The sequence below is a fragment of the Bradyrhizobium cajani genome (genome assembly GCF_009759665.1).
Taxonomy (GTDB): Bacteria; Pseudomonadota; Alphaproteobacteria; order Rhizobiales; family Xanthobacteraceae; genus Bradyrhizobium; species Bradyrhizobium cajani.
Map to the genome: position 1 here is coordinate 22,263 of NZ_WQNE01000031.1, position 15,879 is coordinate 38,141.

A 15,879-nucleotide genomic window follows, 5' to 3' on the forward strand; every position below is an offset into this window, starting at 1 on the left:
GTATCAGAGCCGTCGCGGCATGATCCGAAAGGCGAGGCAGACCGGCACGAGGATGGCCATGGCGAGGATGAGAATGACCAGGGCCACGGCCAGCATCGGTCAACTCTGCGTCTGTTTGCCCGGACTGACATCGGGAGCTTTAGGGCCCTGATCCTTGTCCGGCAGGGGATCGGCCTGGGATTTCAGGTCGGCCGCCTTGCTGATCAGCTTGGCGGAGAGATGCGAATCCGACGTGGTTCTGGCGAATTCGAGCAGCAGAGAGGCTTGCTTTGTGAGGTATGATTTGCCCAGCACGAGAATAAGTCCGATGTAGAAGTCCCAACGGACTCATAGAGTCCGGAGGCAGGTATTCCGTTCCAGGAACTTTGTACAAAAATGCACAAAGTGATTTGGTTCCCCATTCCCAGCGAATTGGTCCCCCGGAACCCGAACGGAACTGACCGACTTAGGCGCTCAAATTCCCAATGCCTGCAACGCGTTGCCGACGTCGCGCGGCGAGGTCACGTGGACCGCGGTCAATCCGCGCGCCCGTGCGCCTTCGATGTTCTCGGCAAGATCGTCGAAGAACACGATGCGCTCCGCGGGGACGCCGATCGCCGCCACGACGTGGTCGAAGGCCTCCGCATCCGGTTTGCGCAGGCCGATGCTGGACGACAGGAACACCTCGCGGAAATGGCCGAGCAGGTCGGCATATTCCTTCGAGAAATAGTCCACATGGGGCCGGTTGGTGTTGGAGAAGACATAGAGCGGCATCTGCCTTGCCGCCCTTGGCAACAGCTCGGCGATGTCAGGCATCTCGCCCGCGAAGATCGCGTTCCAGCCCTCCAGGAACTGCGCATCCGAAATGCCGATGCCGAGCGAAGCTCGTAATGAGGCGAAGTAGTCCGCGTCGCTGATCTTCCCCATCTCATGCAGCCGATAGGCCTCACTGTCACGCACGTAGCGCGCGACGATGGATTCGGGCTCGCAGCCCGCATGTCCCGCCCAGCAGGCGATCGCCTTGGAGAAATCGATGTCGAGCACGACGCGCCCGAGATCGAACAGGAGCGCATCTGCGCTGCCGGGGGAGAGCGATGTCATTGCATCCTTTTCACGTCAGTATCGATAAGGCTCGTGGTCGAACAGCGGGAACGCGCTGAATACGCTCGGTGCGTTGGTCGCGGTGGCGGGATGCAGGCAGGACTTGTTGACCTCGGCGAACGAGGTGGCTCCCAGAAGGCCAAGGCAGCGCAGCACCTCGTCCTCCAGTAGCTCCAGCATCCGCGTCACGCCGGCTTCGCCGGCCGCCGCCAGCGCCCAGCATTGCAACCGGCCGATACCGACGAGGTCCGCGCCCGCCGCGATCGCCTTGACGATGTCGGTGCCGCGGCAGAAGCCGCCGTCGACCATGATTTTCGCGCGACCCTTCACCGCGTCGACGATCTCGGGCAGCACGTGCATGGCGCCGCGGCCGTGATCGAGCTGCCGGCCGCCATGGTTGGACACGTAGATCCACTCGACGCCGTGATCGACCGCGATCTGCGCGTCCTCGGCGGTGGCGATGCCCTTGAGGATCAGCGGGATCCTGAACTTGTCCTTGATCATCTTCACGGTCCGCCACTCCAGACCCTTCTGGAAGTCGCCGCCGGTGGCGCGCAGGCGGCTCTCGCGAACGTAGCGCTTGGCGATGTCACGTTCGCGACGGCTGTAATGGGCGGTGTCGACGGTCAGGCAGAAGGCGGCATAGCCGTTCTTCTCGGTCCGGCTGACGACATCGGCGACGAAGGCATCGTCGCCGCGGACATAGAGCTGATAGAGGCGGAGCGCATCGGGGGCGGCCTCGGCGGTCTTTTCCAGGCCGGGCTCCGTCACCGAGCTCAGCATGTGGGCGGCGCCGAACGCGCCGGCGCCGCGCGCTACGCTGGCAGCTCCATTCGGATCGAAGATCTCCAGCGCGCCGACGGGGGCGAGCAGCACTGGCAGGCGCATCCTGCGGCCGAACTGCTCGACGGAGCCGTCGACCGTGCGGACGTCGCGCAGCACGCGCGGGCGGAAGGCGATCTCGTCCAGCGCCATGCGGTTGCGGCGCATCGTGGTCTCGGTCTCGGCGGCGCCGACGATATAGTCCCAGGCATTCTGGTTGAGGTTGGCGCGCGCCTTGCGGATGAATTCGTGCAGATTCTGGAACGGCTCGCTGCTGGCGCCGAGCTCGACGTTCCTTTCCGGCCGGATGCGGGGTGCTTCGTTCATTGTTATCCTCCCGAGAATTTGAAGCCTTATGTCATCGCCTAACCCGTCCAGCCCTCCAAAACCATCCTAAAATCGCATAGCTGCGAAGCTGTGGCCGGCCGACCGATTCCCGCCGAGCGCGAGACGGTTCGGAACGTTGCCAAAAGTTCAGGTCCGGACGAAGGGTTTTTTGCGGAGACCTTGCCGACGCGAGATCCACCCGTGCCGGCCTTGAAGAAACCAGAATGGTATTGTGAGAAGTGGGCTGGATCGCCATTTGCATGGCGCCCGTCACACCCCGAGCAAAGCCCGAAGCAAGAAGGCCAGCCTATCCATGCGGAAAACCCTGCTGTTCCCCCTGGGCGCGCTCACGGGAGCGTGTCTGACCCTTCTGGTAGCCAGTCCCCATGGCGGCGTATGGGCGGCACGGGCGGCAGCGAGCGCGGACGATGCCTATTCCCAGCTCAATTTGTTCGGCACAGTGTTCGAGCGCGTGAAGGCGAGCTATGTCGAGAAGCCCGACAATGCCAAGCTGATCGAAGGCGCGATCACGGGCATGGTGACCTCGCTCGATCCGCACTCGCGCTACATGAACGCCAAGGCCTGGACCGAGATGCAGGAGACCACCTCCGGCGAGTTCGGCGGGCTCGGCATCGAAGTCACGATGGAGGACGGCCTCGTCAAGGTGGTCTCTCCGATCGACGACACGCCGGCCTCGAAGGCCGGCCTCATGTCCGGCGACCTCATCAGCAAGATCGACGGCGAGGCCGTGCAGGGCATGACGCTCGAGCAGGCCGTCAACAAGATGAAGGGGCCGGTCGACACCAAGACCAAGCTCACCATCGTACGCAAGGGCGCCGACGCGCCGCTGGACGTCGCGATCACGCGCGAAATCATCCATGTGCGCCCGGTGCGCTTCCACGTCGAGAACGGCGACATCGGCTATATCCGCATCACCTCGTTCAACGAGCAGACCACCGACGGCCTGAAGAAGGCGATCGCATCGATCTCCAAGGAGATCCCGCCGGAGAAGCTCGCGGGCTACGTGATGGACCTGCGCAACAATCCGGGCGGCCTGCTCGATCAGGCCGTGTCGGTGTCGAGCGCTTTCCTTCAGCGCGGCGAGGTCGTCTCGACCCGCGGCCGCAGTCCGGAAGAGACCCAGCGCTTCACCGCCCATGGCGGCGATCTCACCAAGGGCAAGCCGCTTGTTGTCCTCGTCAATGGCGGTTCAGCCTCGGCCTCGGAGATCGTGGCTGGCGCGCTGCATGACCACAAGCGTGCAACGCTGATCGGCACACGCTCGTTCGGCAAGGGCTCGGTGCAGACCATCATTCCGCTCGGCGCCGGCAATGGCGCGCTGGCGCTGACCACGGCGCGCTACTACACGCCGTCGGGCCGCTCGATCCAGGCCCAGGGCATCGCGCCCGACATTGAGATCCTCCAGGACGTGCCGCCGGAGCTGAAGGGCCGCATGGATACCATGGCGGAGTCCCAGATGCGCGGGCATCTGTCGGCCGCAGATGGCACCGAGCAGACCGGCTCGCAGTCCTACGTCCCGCCGGAAGAGAAGGACGACAAGGCCCTGCATGCCGCTTTCGACTTCCTGCACGGCACGACTGTAAGTGCGGCGGCCGCAAAGCCCACGCCGAAGGCTGCGGTGCCGAACTAACCCTCTGCCCCTAACAAGGCATCGCCCGGGAGTGGATGACCGCTCCCGGGCGAATTCGTGCTTGCGGGCGCTGCCTCAGCTTGGATTCATCGCCGTAAAGGTCGACTCGTAGCGGCCGTCGCGCTCGGCCCATCGCCTCGCGCGGTCGCGTTCGACCAGCACTTCATCGCGCGGATGAACCCGCAGCTCCAGCAAGTGCATGACTTCCGCGATGTAGGCAGGAAGCGGCATCGCGCGCGTGTCGTGCGCCTGCTGGGTGCCGGTGAGCTCGGTCTGCACATAGGGCGGTGCAAGCTCCAGCACCTCGACCGGAATCCTGCGGAGCTGATGGCGCAGCGACTGGAGCCAGGAGTGCAGGAACGCCTTGCTGGCGCAATAGGCCGGGAAGTCGGCGCGCGGCACGAAGGCGAGGTTCGAGCTGGTCGCGATGATCGTCGCGTTCGATTGCCCTTTCAGGATCGGCAGGAGCGCCGCCGTCACGCGCAGCACACCGAGGATGTTGGTCCCGACGATGGCTTCGGCGTCCGTGGCGTCCCAACTGTCTGCGGTCATGTCCTCCGGCCGCGAGATGCCGGCATTGGCGATCAGCACGTTGAGTTCGGGAAAGTCTTCGCGGATTTGAGCCGACAAGCGCGGCAGGCTTGAGGGGGCGCCGAGGTCGAGCGGCATGCCGATCAGGCCAGGGCGTTCAGCGGTGATCCGATCGAGCAGGGCCTGCCGTCGCCCCGTGACGATGACGCGATTGCCGCGGTCGTGGAAGGCCTCGGCCAGCGCGCGGCCGATGCCGCTTGTGCCGCCGGTGATCAGGATCGTGTTGCCAGTCATCTTCATGGGTGCTGCCTTTCGATGTGATTGAGAGCCACGGCAGCCTTGGAAATCCCGGCGGTGAGCCATCCGACAACACGCAAGCATCGCGGCGCGGGCGCCTGAAGTGACGTGTCTTGAATGGGTGATTGTCCGCGAACGGGGAGAGAAGGCATGACCGTGGCGTCTCGTGAATCGAGATCTCCCAGCCGGGATCCTCTCGACAAAGGACGCGTTGGATGACGGTAACGCCTACGGCAGCGGCGTCTTATGCAGCTGCGAGTGCGGAGATACTTTGGCCGGGCGTAACCGTCAAGCGCAACGGGCCGGTCGAGATCTAACTCGCCTCGCGGCGGCGGCTTTCCTCGCCTCTGCGTCGTGCGAGCCGGCTGCGATGGAGCGCGAACAGCTCCAGCATCTTATCGGCGGGCTTCGCGGCGCTGAACAGATAACCCTGCATCTCGGAGCAGCCGAGCGCGCGGAGCAGGCGCTGCTGCTCCTCGGTCTCGACGCCTTCGGCCGTGGTGGTCATCCGGCGGGCGGCCGCTAGGTTGACGACGGCCTGGACGATGCTGGCGGAGCCATCGGGGCCGGCAATGTCGTCGACGAAGCAGCGGTCGATCTTGATCTTGTCGAACGGGAAGCGGTGCAGATAGCTCAGCGAGGAGTAGCCGGTGCCGAAATCGTCGAGCGCGATGCGCACGCCGATGGCGCGGAGCTGGTGCAGGATCGCGAGCGCAGCATCGTCGTCGCGGATCAGCACCGCTTCGGTGATCTCGAGCTCGAGCCGGCTCGCCGGCAGGTTAGAGGCGGCGAGCGCCGCCATGATCTTCAGCGCCAGCGTGCCGCTCTTGAACTGCACCGGCGAGACGTTGACGGCAAGGCGGATGTCGTCGGGCCAGTTTGCGGCGTCCCGGCAGGCGGTCGCCAGCACCCATTCGCCGATCTCGTTGATCAGTCCGGTGTCTTCGGCGATCGGGATGAATTCGGCCGGCGAGACCATGCCGCGCTCGGGATGGCGCCAGCGCACCAGCGCCTCGCAGCCGGTGATGCGGTCGTCCTTCAGGTCGAGGCAGGGCTGGTAATAGACCTCGAGGCCGCCTTCGAGGCCCCCTTGGGCGATGGCGTGGCGAAGGTCGATCTCGAGGTGCCGCCGCTCGCGGATCTTGGCGTCCATCTCCGGTTCGAAGAAGCGATAGGTGCGCCGACCGGCCGATTTGGCGGCGTACATCGCCATGTCCGCGTTCTTCAGGATCTGGTCCAGCGCGGTCCCGTGTCCCGGCGCAAGCGCGATGCCGATGCTGGCGTCGGTGGTAAGATGATGGCCCATGCAGTCGAACGGGCTACGGATGGCCGCAAATACCCGCGCAACGAGATCGTTGACCTGGTCCGGCGACGTCACGGCGCTCTGGACGATCGCAAATTCGTCGCCGCCGAGCCGCGCCACGAAATCCGTCGGGCCCGTGCAGCGGCTGAGGCTGCCTGCGATCGATTTGAGCAGCTCGTCGCCGACGAGATGGCCGAGCGCGTCGTTGACGCCCTTGAACTCGTCGATGTCGATGTAGTGCACCGCGACTTCCTCACCATCGGCGATCGCGGCGAGCTCCTCGCGCAGATGATCGTGAAACATGGCGCGGTTGGGCAGGTCGGTCAGCGCGTCGTAATGGGCGAGGTGGGTGATGCGCTCCTCGATGCGTCGTCGCTCGGTGATGTCCTCGTGGGTCGCGACCCAGCCGCCATCCGCGAGCGGTTCGTTGAGAATGTGGATCGAGCGGCCGTCCGAGGTGTCGACCACCATCGAATTGCGCACATGGATGTCGCGCAGCACGCGCGCGACATAATCGTCGACGTTGCCGGTGAACGAGCCGGTCGCCTTGCGATGGACGATGATGTCGTGGAAGCTCGAGCCCGGTTTCACGGTCTCGGCCGATAGGCCGTACATCTCGATGTAGCGCTGGTTGCACACCACGAGCCGCTGCTCGGCGTCGAACAGCAAAAGGCCCTGCGTCATGTTGTTGACGGCGCGGTCGAGGCGCAGCTTCTCCAGCGTCAGCCGCTCTCGCGAGAGGCGGTGCTGCTCCAGGAGCTTGCGCACGATCGCGATCAAGACGCCGGCAATGGCGAGCGCGCAAGAGGCGGCGACCGAGATCAGGATGCCGATCTGCTCACGCCAGTCGGCCAGGGCAGACGCACGCGTCGTGGTGGCCATCATCAGGATCGGGAAGTGGGGCAGGGCGCGCGAGGAGATCAGCCGGTCCTCGCCGTCGACGGGGCTCATGAAGCGGCCGGAGAATTGGTCGAGCCCGAAGACCTTCTGGTGCTCGAAAGGGCCCGTCTTGAAATTCCGCCCCATCAGCTCGCCTGAATGGGGATAACGGGCGAGCAGCGTGCCGTCGCGATGCAGCATCGAGATCGTCGCGCCCTCGCCGAGCACGACGGAGGCGAAGAATTTCTCGAAACCGGCAGGCTCGATGCCGCGTCCGACGGCGCCCAGGAACTCGCCATTTGGTCCCATGATCTTGCGGACGATCAGGATGGTCCAGGCGCCGGAGATGCGGCTGTGCAGCGGTTCGATCAATACATCAGGCGCGTAGGGATCGTATTTGAAAGTTCGGAAATAGGCACGATCGGCAACGTTCACTTTCGGGGCCGGCCATGCCGTCGACGAATTGATCAGGTCGCCGTCGGCATCGATGATGTTGACCCCGCCCATATAGGGCAGCGCCTCGATCTTCGAACGCAGCATCCGGTGGATGTCCTGGCCGGAGAGACGCTTGCGAAAATCCTCTGCGCTCGCGATGCCGGTCGAACGCACGTGGTCGACGAAGTCCTTCTGAATGACCGCGAAATCCTGCAACTGCTGATCGAAATGATGGGCGAGCAGCAGCACGGTGTTTTCCAGCTCGCGACCGGAGTTGCGCAGCGCGCGCTCGCGGAAATTCTGCGCCATCAGCGTTGCGCCGACGGCGATCGCCGCGATCAGGAGCATGCCGCCCACCACCAGCCAGCGGATCGGTCCGCTGCGCACGAAGGCCTGGTCCAGGAAGCGACTGCGGAATCTCGTCATCATGCTCGATCGTTGCCGTGCACACGTCAGGGTCATTTCTTGGCCCCGTAAACATCCGTTGGTTTACGGGAACGGTGTGGAGGCGAAGTTAGGAAGGTCGGTTAATGCATCATGAAGGAACGCACCCAAATGCAATCGATGCGTGGGGCGCAAGACGTGCGGGAATTGCCGGAAGCCTCCCGCGGAACCGGTCAATTCCTGCCGGTCGCACGCGGATCAATCAAGGCTTAACCGTCTAACCTGTTGGCGATCCTCGCGTCGGCATAGGCACGTGATTTGCGAACAGGACTGTCCACGCCACACAGGGGATACGATGATGAAGAGCAGTCTGAAGAACTTCCTTGCCGACGAGTCCGGCGCGACCGCGATCGAATACGGCCTGATCGCCGCCGGCATCGCGCTTGCGATCATCACCGTCGTGAACGGCATGGGCAGCAAGCTCAACGCAAAGTTCGGATCGATCAGCTCGTCGCTGAAGTAGCGGCGCTCAGGCGCGGTAATGGCCGGACTTGCCGCCGAGCTTCTCGACGAGATGGATGCCCTCGATGCGTACGCCGCGCTCCACCGCCTTGATCATGTCATAGATGGTGAGGCAGGCGACGGAGACCGCCGTGAGCGCCTCCATCTCGACGCCGGTCGGGCCCGTGACCTTCACGCTGGCGCGGACGAGGCAGCCCGGCAGAGTCGCGTCAGGCTCGATCTCGACCGTGACCTTCGACAGCGCGAGCGGATGACAGAGCGGGATCAGCTCCGAGGTGCGCTTCGCCGCCATGATGCCGGCGATCCGCGCGGTCCCGAGCACGTCGCCCTTCTTGGCGTTGCCCGAGACGATCAGATCGAGCGTCGCCGTGGTCATGACCACGCGCCCTTCCGCGACCGCGAGCCGCTCGGTCGCGGGCTTGTCCGACACGTCCACCATCCGGGCCTCGCCGGAAGCGCCGATGTGAGTGAGGGCAGACCCGGCCTTGGACTTGGCGGATACGGCTTTCGACGGCTTGCGCGCCATGTCAGCGCGTGCCCGTCGCGCGCGGGGCAGTCTCACGCGCAAGCAGGGTGCGCGTCGCCGCGGTGACGTCGTCCTGTCGCATCAGGCTCTCGCCGACCAGGAAGGTCGACATGCCGACGCGCTCGAGCCGGGCGAGATCGTCGGCCGTGAAGATGCCGCTCTCGCCGACCATCAGCCGCTCGCGCGGGATCAGCGGCGCCAGCGCCTCGCTGGTCGCGAGCGTGGTCTCGAACGTACGCAGATTGCGGTTGTTGACGCCGATCATCGGCGAACGCAGCTTCAGCGCCCGATCGAGCTCGTCCCGGTCATGGATCTCGATCAGCACGTCCATGCCGTAGGCGAGGGCGGCATCTTCGAGGTCCCTGGCGGTGGCATCGTCAAGCGCGGCCATGATGATCAGGATGCAGTCGGCGCCATGCGCGCGCGCCTCGACCACCTGATAGGTGTCGAACATGAAATCCTTGCGCAGCACCGGCAGCGAGGTAGCCGCGCGCGCGGCCACCATGAAGTCGAGGTGGCCCTGGAACGAGGGCGTGTCGGTCAGCACCGACAGGCAGGCCGCGCCGCCGGCCTCATAGGCCCGGGCGAGAAGCGGTGGATCGAAATCGGCGCGGATCAATCCCTTCGACGGCGAAGCCTTCTTGACCTCCGCGATCAGCGCGAAGTCGCCATCGGCGTGCTTGGCCTTGATTGCGCGCAGGAAGCCGCGCGGTGCGGCTTGCGCCTTGGCCTTTGTCTCGACCGCCGACAGCGGCTGGGCGCGCTTCGCCGCGGCGATCTCCTCGCGCTTGTAGGCTTCGATCTTGGTCAGGATATCCGACATGACAGGCTCAGCCGTTCGAGACCGCGATCAGATGCTTCAGCCGCGCGTTCGCAGCGCCGCTGTCGAGCGATTTTGCCCCGATCGCGACGCCTTCCTTGAGATCCTTGGCGCGACCGGCCACGACCAGGGCGGCGGCGGCATTGATCAGCGCCACGTCGCGGTAAGGGCTCGGCTTGCCGTCGAGCACGCTCTGCAACGCGATCGCGTTGGCGTCGGCGTCACCACCTTTGAGCGCACCGGCCTCGCAACGCGGCAGGCCGGCCTCCTCGGGCGTCACCTCGAAATTCCTGATCTCGCCATTGTGGAGCGCGGAGACGAAGGTCGGGCCGGTGAGGGTGATCTCGTCCAGGCCATCGGAGCCATGCACCACCCAGGCGGAATCGGAGCCGAGGTTCTTCAGCACCTGCGCCAGCGGCTGCACCCATTGCCGCGAGAACACGCCGACCATCTGCCGTTTCACGCCGGCCGGATTGGACAGTGGACCGAGCAGATTGAAGATCGTGCGCGTCGCAAGTTCGACCCGGGTCGGGCCGACGTTCTTCATGGCGGGATGGTGGGCGGGCGCGAACATGAAGCCGATGCCGCATTCGCGGACGCAGCGCCCGACCTGCTCGGGCCTGAGGTCGATCTTCACGCCGAGCGAAGCCAGCACGTCGGCGGCGCCCGAGCGCGACGACAGCGCGCGGTTGCCGTGCTTGGCCACCGGCACGCCTGCGCCGGATACGATGAAGGAGGCGCAGGTCGAGACGTTGACGGAGCCGGAGCCATCGCCGCCGGTGCCGACGATGTCGACGGCGTCGGGCGGCGCCGTCACGGTCAGCATCTTGGAACGCATCGCCGCGACGGCGCCGGTGATCTCGTCCACGGTCTCGCCGCGCACCCTGAGCGCCATCAACAGGCCGCCCATCTGCGAGGGGGTGGCCTCGCCCGACATCATGGCGTCGAAGGCGGAGGCCGCTTCGTCACGCGACAGGCTGGCGCCGGTCGCCACTTTCCCAATGATCGATTTCAGGTCGTCCATCGCGTGCTTTCAACTGCCTTACTGGTTCGCGCCCGTCACCTGCGCGAAGGCGGCCTGATTAATGGTGGTCCCAATGTCGGTTTCAAGCTTGTTGACGTAGGAGGCGACCTGCTCCTCGGTCAGCGCGCGATCGAGGCTGTCCTTCAGCTTCGTGACCGCATCGGAAGCGGCGTCGACCGCGGGTTCGACGATGTCGGTGACGCGGAAGACGATGACTTCGCTGCTGCCGCTCACGGCCGCCTGTCCGACGCCGTCCTTGGCTGTGCGGAAGGCGGCCGACACGACGGTCGCGGGCACGCCGGCGGGCGAGTCATCGCGCCTGAAGCCGGTCGCGGTCTCGACCTTGACGCCGATCGCGGCGGCTTCGTCAGCGAGCTTGCCGCCCTGTTCGAGCTTCTGCACGATCTCGGTCGCCTTGGCCTTCAGCTTGGTCGCGATCTGGTCCTGACGCCAGCGCGCCTCGACCTGGTCGCGGACCTCATCGAGATTGCGGTCGCGTGAGGGCGTGATGGCAAGGACGTCGAACCACACATAGCCACCCTTGAACGAGATCGCGTCATTGTCGACGCCGACATCGGTGTTGAAGGCCTGCGACACGACATCCAGGCCCTGCGGGATGTTGGCGACGGGCTGGCCGTTCGGGGCCCGGCCGGAGCGGTCGACGGCATCGATGGTCACGGCGGTGAGGCCGAGCTTCTGCGCCGCGTCGATCACGCTGGAGCCGCCGCCACGCTCGTCTTCCATCTTGTCGCGGAGATCGGCGACCTTGACGCGCGCGCGCTCGGTGGCGATCTCGCGCTTGATGTCGCCGGCGAGGCTGGCGAAGTTCGCTTCAACACCCGGCTCGATCTTGTTGACCTTGACGATGGACGTGCCGAGACGACCCTGGATCGGCTGGCTGATCTCGCCTGCGGGAAGCGCGAAGGCCGCATCACCAACCGCGGGGTCGAGCGAAGACTTGGTGACGAGGCCGAGATCGACGTCGGACGCGCTCAGCCCGCGCTCCTTGCCCAGATCCTCGAACGACATCCCGCCGACGAGGCGCTCGCGTGCAGCCTGCGCCTCTGCGGCGTTGGGAAACACGATCTGCTGAATCTGGCGCTTCTCCGGCGTGCCGAGCCGGTCCTTGCGCTGGTCGAACACCTTCCTGGCGTCCTCGTCGGAGACTTCGGTCCACTTGCCGATCTCCTCCGGCGAGACCACGACGAAGGCGATCTTGCGATATTCAGGCGCGCGGAACTGGACCTTGTGTTCCTCGAAATAGGCGGCGAGCGCCTCGGGCGAGGGCGCATCGATGGTGCCTGCCTGCGCGGCGTCGAGCCTGACGAACTCGATCGAGCGCTGCTCGTTCTGGAAGCGCGTCAGCATGTCGATCATCGTCTTCGGCGGCTCGAGACCGGCACCGATCGTGCCGGTGATCTGCCGGCGCAGTGACACCTTGCGCTGCTCGGAGACGTAGCGCTGCTCGGTGTAGCCGAAATTGCGGATCACCGCCTGGAAGCGGTTCGGATCGAAGCTGCCGCCGACGCCCTTGAAATTCGGGTCGTTCATGATGACCTGGCGGATCTGGTCGTCGGACTGGCCGAGCCCGAGCCGGCGCGCCTCTTCGTCGAGGGCGGCTTCGGCGATGGTCTGCTGGAGTACCTGGCGGTCGAGGCCGAAGGCGCGTGCCTGGTCGGGCGTCAGCGGACGGCCGAACTGGCGGCCGATCTGCTGGAGGCGATCGGTGTAGATCTGGCGGAACTCGTTCAGCGAAATCTCGGTGCTGCCGATCTTGGCCACCGTGGACTGCCCGAAGCCCTTGAATATGTCGGCGATGCCCCAAATGCCGAAACTGACGATCAACACGCCCATCACCACGGCCATAATGGTCTTGCCGAGCCAGTTTGATGAGGCCTTGCGCATTCCTCGAAGCATTTGGTCCAACTTGTTTGGTCAGGAGGGGAACGGGAGCGCGTCTTAATGCAGATTCCGCAAAAGCGCGTCACCAAATTGATAGATCATCATAAAGTGGCGGCTTTCCCCCCGCAACCTCAGGTCACGCGGTCGCTCGAAGCTGCGGTGAAAAGCCCCAAAGCGTTTTCTAGCGAAGTGGACCCCGGTTCGCGGTAAGAAAACGCGTCAAAACAAGAATCTGGAACTGCCGCGGCAGCTCTGCTAGCGCATGCACAAACCTCATTCTGCTGGAAACTGACATGACCGACGCCATCCGACCGTTGATCGCCGGCAACTGGAAAATGAACGGCCTGAAAGGCTCGACTGCCGAATTCGACGCCATGCTCAAGGGTGCGGCAGATGTGTCCGCCAAGGCTGACCTGCTGGTCTGCCCGCCGGCGACCCTGATTGCGGCTTTTGCCGAGAAGGCAGGCGGCCAGAACGTCGCGGTGGGTGCCCAGGATTGCCATCCCAAAGCCTCGGGCGCCCACACCGGCGATATCGCCGCCGAAATGCTGGCAGATGCCGGCGCGACCGCCATCATTGTCGGCCACTCCGAGCGCCGCGCCGACCACGGCGAGGGCGATGCCTTGGTGCGGCAGAAGGCGGAAGCGGCCTGGCGCGCCGGGGCCACCGCCATCGTCTGTATTGGCGAGACGCAGGCCCAGCGCGATGCCGGCCAGACCCTAGACATCCTGCGCGGCCAGCTCGACGGCTCGCTGCCGGACGGCTCCTCCGCGGCTAATCTGGTCGTGGCCTACGAACCGGTCTGGGCAATCGGCACCGGCCTGACCCCGACAGCCCAGGATGTCGAGCAGATTCATGGGTTTATCCGGGAACTCCTGACCTCCAGGTTCAAGGCTGACGGTAACAAGATGCGCATCCTCTATGGTGGCTCGGTCAAGCCCTCGAACGCGGCCGAGCTGATGGCGGTGAAAAACGTCAACGGTGCGCTGGTCGGCGGCGCCAGCCTGAAAGCGGCCGATTTCCTTGCGATCGCGAAGGGCTGCCCCTAGCTAATTCGGACCCGTTAGTCCCGGCCGATCGGGGGTGGCAATACCCGTTCCGATCGTGTAACACCGCGCAACTTCAGGAAAACCCGCGAAGCGCGATCGGCCGCCGTCAGGCGCCGCCCGCTTGTGACGGAAGGATACTATGCAGACCGTTGTCATCGTCATCCACCTCATGATCGTCGCCGTCATGATCGGCGCCGTCCTGCTCCAGAAGTCGGAAGGCGGCGGCCTCGGCATGGGGGGAGGCGCCGGCTTCATGTCGAGCCGCGGCACCGCGAATCTGCTGACGCGGACGACCGCGATCCTGGCCGTGGGCTTCTTCCTCACCAGCCTGTTCCTGTCCTGGTATGCCGGCTACGACCGCAAGCCATCCTCGATCATCGGCGAGCCGGCATCGCAGGGCCAGCCGGCCGGCGGATCGCCGATCGCGCCGCCGACCTCGGGCGGCATCCTGGATTCGCTGAAAAAAGCCGATGAGCAGCAGCAGGCGCCGGCCCCGAGCGGCCCGCAGGTACCGCGGTCACAATAAAGCAGGGGGGCCATGCAGGGCGGCTTCTACCGTCCTGCATCAGCAATCCCCATCAAGGCACTGTCACCACTCTCAGTTCTGGTTCACCCACAGGCCCGCAAAATCTTTGGGGCGGAATACGAATCGCTTTGGCGAATCGAATTCGAGGGATTAGAGGTTAAGTCCCATGGCGCGGTACATATTCATCACCGGCGGCGTGGTTTCTTCGCTCGGCAAGGGTCTGGCTTCAGCGGCACTCGGTGCCCTGTTGCAAGCCCGGGGCTACAAGGTCCGCCTCCGCAAACTCGACCCCTATCTCAACCTCGATCCCGGAACGATGTCGCCGTATCAGCACGGCGAAGTGTTCGTGACCGATGACGGCGCGGAGACCGATCTCGATCTCGGTCACTACGAGCGCTTCACCGGGCGGCCGGCGACCAAGGCTGACAACATTACCACGGGGCGCATCTATCAGGACATCATCTCGAAGGAGCGCCGCGGCGACTACCTCGGCGCGACCATCCAGGTGGTGCCGCACGTCACCAATGCCATCAAGGAATTCGTCCTCGACGGCAATGACGATTACGACTTCGTGCTGGTCGAGATCGGCGGCACCGTCGGCGACATCGAGGGCCTGCCGTTCTTCGAGGCGATCCGCCAGCTCAAGAACGAGCTGCCGCGCGATCACGCCGTCTATATCCACCTCACGCTGCTGCCCTACATTCCGAGCGCCGGCGAGCTCAAGACCAAGCCGACGCAGCACTCGGTGAAGGAGCTGCGCTCGATCGGCATCCAGCCGGATATCCTGCTGTGCCGTACCGACCGCGAGATCCCGAAGGAGGAGCGGCGCAAGCTCGGGCTGTTCTGCAACGTGCGCGAAAGCGCCGTGATCGAGGCGCGTGACGTCGACAACATCTACGCCGTCCCTGAGGCCTATCATGCCGCCGGCCTCGACGACGAAGTGCTCGCCGCCTTCGGCATCGGCTCGCGGATTCCGCCGGTACTCCAGAGCTGGCAGCAGATCAACGAGCGCATCCGCAATCCCGAGGGCAACGTCACCATCGCCATCGTCGGCAAGTACACCGGCATGAAGGATGCGTACAAGTCGCTGATCGAGGCGCTCTCGCACGGCGGTATCGCCAACAAGGTGAAGGTCAATCTCGACTGGATCGAGAGCGAGATCTTCGAGAAGGAAGATCCCGCGCCGTTCCTCGAGCACGTCAACGGCATTCTGGTGCCCGGCGGCTTCGGCCAGCGCGGCGCCGAAGGCAAGATCAAGGCAGCGCAGTTCGCCCGCGAGCGCGACGTGCCATATTTCGGCATCTGCTTCGGCATGCAGATGGCGGTGATCGAGGCCGCGCGAAACCTCGTCGGCATCGAAGAGGCCAACTCCACCGAGTTCGGCCCGACCAGGGAGCCGCTGGTCGGCCTGATGACGGAATGGCTGCGCGGCAACGAGCTCGAGAAGCGTACGCAGGCCGGCGACCTCGGCGGCACGATGCGGCTTGGCGCCTATCCCGCGGCGCTCAATCGCGGCAGCCGCGTCTCGCAGGTCTATGGCGGCGCGACGGAGATTTCCGAGCGCCACCGCCACCGCTACGAGGTCAACACGGCCTACAAGGATCGCCTCGAGCAGCACGGGCTGAAATTCTCAGGCCTGTCGCCTGATGGCGTGTTGCCGGAGATCGTCGAGTACGAGGACCATCCCTGGTTCATCGGCGTTCAGTTCCACCCCGAGCTGAAGTCGCGCCCGTTCGAACCGCACCCGCTGTTTGCCTCGTTCATTCAGGCGGCGATGGTGCAGAGCCGGCTGGTCTGATCC

The 15,879-nt window shown here is 65.0% G+C and carries 14 protein-coding genes; 5 read left to right on the forward strand and 9 right to left on the reverse strand.

Features of this window, described 5'->3' with window-relative positions:
• Positions 1-99: 99 nt before the first annotated feature.
• The 3 genes from GPL20_RS29465 to GPL20_RS29475 form a co-directional block, all read right to left on the reverse strand.
• Complete coding sequence (locus tag GPL20_RS29465; protein ID WP_254126443.1) at positions 100-294, reverse strand: hypothetical protein; 195 nt, start codon at positions 292-294, stop codon at positions 100-102.
• A gap of 159 nt (positions 295-453) precedes the next feature.
• Entirely contained in the window at positions 454-1,080 is a 627-nt protein-coding gene (locus tag GPL20_RS29470) for an HAD family hydrolase (RefSeq protein ID WP_157334271.1), read from the reverse strand.
• A 15-nt stretch (positions 1,081-1,095) separates the two neighbouring features.
• Positions 1,096-2,229 (reverse strand): alpha-hydroxy acid oxidase, encoded by a 1,134-nt coding sequence (locus tag GPL20_RS29475; RefSeq protein ID WP_157334273.1) that lies wholly within the window; start codon positions 2,227-2,229, stop codon positions 1,096-1,098.
• A 313-nt stretch (positions 2,230-2,542) separates the two neighbouring features.
• On the opposite strand from GPL20_RS29475, the gene GPL20_RS29480 reads away from it, so the two are divergent.
• Positions 2,543-3,880: a S41 family peptidase gene (locus tag GPL20_RS29480; RefSeq protein WP_157334275.1), complete on the forward strand. Its 1,338-nt coding sequence runs from the start codon at positions 2,543-2,545 to the stop codon at positions 3,878-3,880.
• A 75-nt stretch (positions 3,881-3,955) separates the two neighbouring features.
• On the opposite strand, the gene GPL20_RS29485 is transcribed toward GPL20_RS29480, so the two are convergent.
• A complete protein-coding gene (locus tag GPL20_RS29485; protein ID WP_157334277.1) occupies positions 3,956-4,711 on the reverse strand; it encodes an SDR family oxidoreductase in 756 nt (251 codons plus the stop codon).
• A gap of 310 nt (positions 4,712-5,021) precedes the next feature.
• Positions 5,022-7,754 carry a bifunctional diguanylate cyclase/phosphodiesterase gene (locus GPL20_RS29490; protein ID WP_157334279.1) on the reverse strand — a complete coding sequence of 911 codons (2,733 nt, stop codon included), beginning with the start codon at positions 7,752-7,754 and terminating at the stop codon, positions 5,022-5,024.
• A 313-nt stretch (positions 7,755-8,067) separates the two neighbouring features.
• Here GPL20_RS29490 and GPL20_RS29495 point away from each other — a divergent pair, with 313 nt between their 5' ends.
• The gene (locus GPL20_RS29495) at positions 8,068-8,232 is read left to right on the forward strand and encodes a Flp family type IVb pilin (protein WP_157334421.1); all 165 of its coding nucleotides are present in this window, start codon (positions 8,068-8,070) and stop codon (positions 8,230-8,232) included.
• Positions 8,233-8,238: 6 nt separating this feature from the next.
• Here the strand turns inward: GPL20_RS29495 and moaC are convergent, their stop codons facing one another.
• Genes moaC through GPL20_RS29515 form a run of 4 tightly spaced genes read right to left on the reverse strand, consistent with a single transcriptional unit; the run spans position 8,239 to position 12,518 of the window.
• Complete coding sequence (gene moaC, locus GPL20_RS29500) at positions 8,239-8,757, reverse strand: cyclic pyranopterin monophosphate synthase MoaC (RefSeq protein WP_157334280.1); 519 nt, start codon at positions 8,755-8,757, stop codon at positions 8,239-8,241.
• A gap of 1 nt (position 8,758) precedes the next feature.
• Entirely contained in the window at positions 8,759-9,580 is an 822-nt protein-coding gene (gene trpC, locus GPL20_RS29505) for an indole-3-glycerol phosphate synthase TrpC (protein WP_157334282.1), read from the reverse strand.
• Between the two features lie 7 nt (positions 9,581-9,587).
• Entirely contained in the window at positions 9,588-10,601 is a 1,014-nt protein-coding gene (trpD, locus tag GPL20_RS29510; RefSeq protein ID WP_157334285.1) for an anthranilate phosphoribosyltransferase, read from the reverse strand.
• A gap of 18 nt (positions 10,602-10,619) precedes the next feature.
• A complete protein-coding gene (locus GPL20_RS29515; protein WP_157334287.1) occupies positions 10,620-12,518 on the reverse strand; it encodes a SurA N-terminal domain-containing protein in 1,899 nt (632 codons plus the stop codon).
• 278 nt (positions 12,519-12,796) lie between these two features.
• On the opposite strand from GPL20_RS29515, the gene tpiA reads away from it, so the two are divergent.
• From tpiA to pyrG, 3 genes are all read left to right on the forward strand, one after another.
• The gene (tpiA, locus tag GPL20_RS29520) at positions 12,797-13,552 is read left to right on the forward strand and encodes a triose-phosphate isomerase (RefSeq protein WP_157334289.1); all 756 of its coding nucleotides are present in this window, start codon (positions 12,797-12,799) and stop codon (positions 13,550-13,552) included.
• A 139-nt stretch (positions 13,553-13,691) separates the two neighbouring features.
• Complete coding sequence (secG, locus tag GPL20_RS29525) at positions 13,692-14,078, forward strand: preprotein translocase subunit SecG (protein WP_157334291.1); 387 nt, start codon at positions 13,692-13,694, stop codon at positions 14,076-14,078.
• A gap of 166 nt (positions 14,079-14,244) precedes the next feature.
• On the forward strand, positions 14,245-15,876 hold the full coding sequence (gene pyrG, locus GPL20_RS29530) for a CTP synthase (RefSeq protein ID WP_157334293.1): 1,632 nt from the start codon (positions 14,245-14,247) through the stop codon (positions 15,874-15,876).
• Positions 15,877-15,879 lie beyond the last annotated feature (3 nt).

Bases quoted from the DNA above. Each gene is read 5' to 3' on its own strand.
- GPL20_RS29470 (WP_157334271.1), bottom strand. From the start codon at position 1,080: ATGACATCGCTCTCCCCCGGCAGCGCAGATGCGCTCCTGTTCGATCTC.
- GPL20_RS29475 (WP_157334273.1), bottom strand. From the start codon at position 2,229: ATGAACGAAGCACCCCGCATCCGGCCGGAAAGGAACGTCGAGCTCGGC.
- GPL20_RS29480 (WP_157334275.1), top strand. From the start codon at position 2,543: ATGCGGAAAACCCTGCTGTTCCCCCTGGGCGCGCTCACGGGAGCGTGT.
- GPL20_RS29485 (WP_157334277.1), bottom strand. From the start codon at position 4,711: ATGAAGATGACTGGCAACACGATCCTGATCACCGGCGGCACAAGCGGC.
- GPL20_RS29490 (WP_157334279.1), bottom strand. From the start codon at position 7,754: ATGATGACGAGATTCCGCAGTCGCTTCCTGGACCAGGCCTTCGTGCGC.
- GPL20_RS29495 (WP_157334421.1), top strand. From the start codon at position 8,068: ATGAAGAGCAGTCTGAAGAACTTCCTTGCCGACGAGTCCGGCGCGACC.
- moaC (WP_157334280.1), bottom strand. From the start codon at position 8,757: ATGGCGCGCAAGCCGTCGAAAGCCGTATCCGCCAAGTCCAAGGCCGGG.
- trpC (WP_157334282.1), bottom strand. From the start codon at position 9,580: ATGTCGGATATCCTGACCAAGATCGAAGCCTACAAGCGCGAGGAGATC.
- trpD (WP_157334285.1), bottom strand. From the start codon at position 10,601: ATGGACGACCTGAAATCGATCATTGGGAAAGTGGCGACCGGCGCCAGC.
- GPL20_RS29515 (WP_157334287.1), bottom strand. From the start codon at position 12,518: ATGCTTCGAGGAATGCGCAAGGCCTCATCAAACTGGCTCGGCAAGACC.
- tpiA (WP_157334289.1), top strand. From the start codon at position 12,797: ATGACCGACGCCATCCGACCGTTGATCGCCGGCAACTGGAAAATGAAC.
- secG (WP_157334291.1), top strand. From the start codon at position 13,692: ATGCAGACCGTTGTCATCGTCATCCACCTCATGATCGTCGCCGTCATG.
- pyrG (WP_157334293.1), top strand. From the start codon at position 14,245: ATGGCGCGGTACATATTCATCACCGGCGGCGTGGTTTCTTCGCTCGGC.